Origin of the sequence: Trichocoleus sp. FACHB-90 (genome assembly GCF_014695505.1) — a bacterium.
GTDB lineage: Bacteria > Cyanobacteriota > Cyanobacteriia > Cyanobacteriales > FACHB-T130 > Funiculus > Funiculus sociatus.
In genome coordinates this window covers 1-3,005 of record NZ_JACJOK010000016.1, presented here as the reverse complement: position 1 = coordinate 3,005, position 3,005 = coordinate 1, and the positions used below count along the sequence as shown (strand labels likewise).

Here is a 3,005-nt window from a genome sequence, read left to right as displayed (position 1 = left end):
CAAATGATATCGCTTTTGGTTGCGGGCTTTTTCTTGCCATTTATACACCACGCTCTGTGTTCCCTCTTCTTCTTGAAATATCTTACCCTCTCTAGCAAACTTTGCGGTTCTAGTTTTTTTTGGCGTTGCACATTCAAAAAATGTGGAACGCCAATGCTTTAGACGGCTCTGGGTAAGGCTTTGCCCGTTTGCCGTTGAGTTTGGGCGCTCTTGGGTTTTGATTCAAAGCTTTGCTACTTTACTAAGTACACTTAATATTTACTAAATATTTACCGAATATTTACGGTTGGGCAATAGAGCGATCGCTCCGTATACTCTAAGCTAGTTAACAACGGAATACCTCTGGACAGCAGTGCTTCCCAAGGTTAGTTTAGATATCGATTCTCTCCCTAGCGCGAGTCAGTTACCGATGCGAATTATAGTTACAGGTGGTGCGGGTTTCGTGGGTTCCCATCTCATCGACCGATTGATGAGTGCTGGACACGAAGTCATCTGCTTAGATAACTTCTACACGGGAAGTAAGCGCAACATCTTGAAATGGCTGGATCACCCTTACTTTGAGATGATCCGCCACGACATCACAGAACCAATTCGGCTAGAAGTAGATCAGATATATCATCTAGCCTGCCCTGCTTCCCCTGTTCACTACCAATACAACCCAGTTAAAACCGTCAAAACAAGCGTTTTGGGGACGATGAATATGCTGGGTTTAGCTAAGCGGGTAAAAGCCCGATTCCTTCTGGCGTCAACTTCTGAGGTGTATGGCGACCCCGACGTTCATCCCCAGCCAGAAGAGTATCGAGGCAATGTCAACCCAATTGGGATACGTTCTTGTTACGACGAAGGCAAGCGAATTGCAGAAACTTTATCGTTTGACTATCATCGCCAAAATGGTGTAGATATTCGGGTTGCTCGAATCTTCAACACTTATGGCCCGCGAATGTTAGAAAATGACGGGCGAGTGGTGAGCAATTTTATCGTTCAAGCGCTGCGAGGAATACCCTTAACTGTGTATGGTGATGGTTCGCAAACTCGGAGTTTTTGTTATGTTTCTGACCTAGTGGAAGGGCTGATCCGATTGATGAATGGCGAACATACTGGGCCGATTAATTTAGGTAATCCAGATGAATACACCATCTTAGAATTGGCTCAGAAAATACAACATATGGTGAATCCGGACGCGGACATTAAATTTGAAGCGCTGCCGCAGGATGACCCTAAGCAGAGACAACCAGATATTACTCGTGCTAAAACTTGGTTGGGTTGGGAACCTACCATTCCTCTGCAAGAAGGGTTAAAACTGACTGTAGAAGATTTTAGGGAGCGCATCAACAACAGTTAACGGGCATGGTTCATAGTTCATGGTTCATGGCAATAAACAATGAACTATCAACTATGAACAAAAATCTAATATCCCCAGTATTTTCATTCAACAAAGAGGATTTAATTCTATGCGTGTTTGTGTAATTGGCACTGGATACGTTGGCTTGGTAACAGGTGCCAGCCTTGCTCATATCGGTCATCACGTCATCTGTGTAGACAATAATGAAGAAAAAGTCAAGCTGATGAAGGCGGGACAGTCGCCAATATATGAGCCGGGGCTGTCGGATATTATGCAGTCGGCTTCGAGTTCAGGGAATCTGGAGTTCACAACCGATTTAAGTGCAGGGGTGGCTCATGGAGAAATTCTGTTTATCGCAGTGGGGACACCGCCTTTGCCCACAGGTGAAAGCGATACGCGCTACGTGGAAGCTGTCGCGCGTGGAATCGGCTCTCATCTTGATAACAGCTACAAAGTGATTGTGAATAAATCCACAGTGCCAATTGGATCTGGTGACTGGGTGCGGATGATTGTGCTGGATGGAGTTTCTGAACGCCAGAAATCGCTGGTAGCAGCTGGCGATGTTGGTGTCGAAGAGAAATTTGGAGAGTTTACCGCACAGTTTGATGTGGTAAGCAATCCGGAGTTTTTGCGGGAAGGTTCGGCGGTTTACGACACGTTTAACCCGGATCGGATTGTACTCGGAAGCACTAATCCCAAAGCGATCGCTATGATGCAAGAACTCTACGCGCCGATCGTAGAGCGTAAGGTTGCCGAAGATCAATCCCTGCCGCCAGTGCCAGTTGTGGTGACAGACATCAACTCAGCAGAGATGATCAAGTACGCCGCTAATGCTTTCCTGGCAACCAAAATCAGCTTTATCAATGAAGTTGCCAATATATGCGATCGCGTCGGTGCTGATGTCACCCAGGTGGCAAAGGGCATCGGTTTAGATTCCCGCATTGGCAACAAATTTTTGCAAGCTGGAATTGGCTGGGGCGGTTCCTGCTTCCCCAAAGATGTCTCCGCCTTGATTCACACGGCTGAAGATTACGGCTATGATGCCCAACTGATGAAAGCTGCTGTCACCGTTAACCAACGCCAGCGTCTGATTGCTCTGGAAAAACTCCAGCAGGTTCTCAAAATCCTTAAGGGCAAAACTGTCGGACTTCTGGGTTTGACCTTCAAACCAGATACCGATGATATGCGCGACGCACCAGCACTGATGCTGATTGAGCAACTGAACCGACTCGGAGCGAAAGTAAAAGCCTTCGATCCGATTGTTTCTTCTACAGGGATGCGCCACGGTTTAACTGGCGTGTTTGTGGAAACCGATCCAGAACGGCTGGCTGATGGCTGCGATGCCTTGGTGCTGGTTACAGACTGGCAACAGTTCCGGAATCTGGATTTCGCTAAAATGGCGAAGCTGATGAATAACCCCGTGATGATTGACGGGCGCAACTTCCTTGACCGGAAGGAAGTTGAAAACGCTGGTTTCCAATATGTGGGCGTAGGACGCTAATAGTTAACATAGCAATCCTCGACCCAGTTTTGATTTAGCCCTTGAGATCCCCGACTTCTTTAAGGATACCGCTGGCGAATAGGGGGTATAACCCCCTGTTCAACTCTTCTGATTGTATAAGAGCGGACTTTTAGCACTCGCTTGAGTAACCAGCTTCTGAGT

The 3,005-nt window shown here is 47.0% G+C and carries 2 protein-coding genes; both read left to right on the top strand.

The annotated features are described in order from the left end of the window. Nucleotides 1–409 precede the first annotated feature (409 nt). The gene (locus H6F74_RS04215) at nt 410–1,342 is read left to right on the top strand and encodes a UDP-glucuronic acid decarboxylase family protein (protein ID WP_190436790.1); all 933 of its coding nucleotides are present in this window, start codon (nt 410–412) and stop codon (nt 1,340–1,342) included. A 109-nt stretch (nt 1,343–1,451) separates the two neighbouring features. Next, entirely contained in the window at nt 1,452–2,843 is a 1,392-nt protein-coding gene (locus tag H6F74_RS04210) for a UDP-glucose/GDP-mannose dehydrogenase family protein (RefSeq protein ID WP_190436787.1), read from the top strand. Nucleotides 2,844–3,005: the final 162 nt, after the last annotated feature.

Bases quoted from the DNA above. Each gene is read 5' to 3' on its own strand.
- H6F74_RS04210 (WP_190436787.1), top strand. From the start codon at position 1,452: ATGCGTGTTTGTGTAATTGGCACTGGATACGTTGGCTTGGTAACAGGT.
- H6F74_RS04215 (WP_190436790.1), top strand. From the start codon at position 410: ATGCGAATTATAGTTACAGGTGGTGCGGGTTTCGTGGGTTCCCATCTC.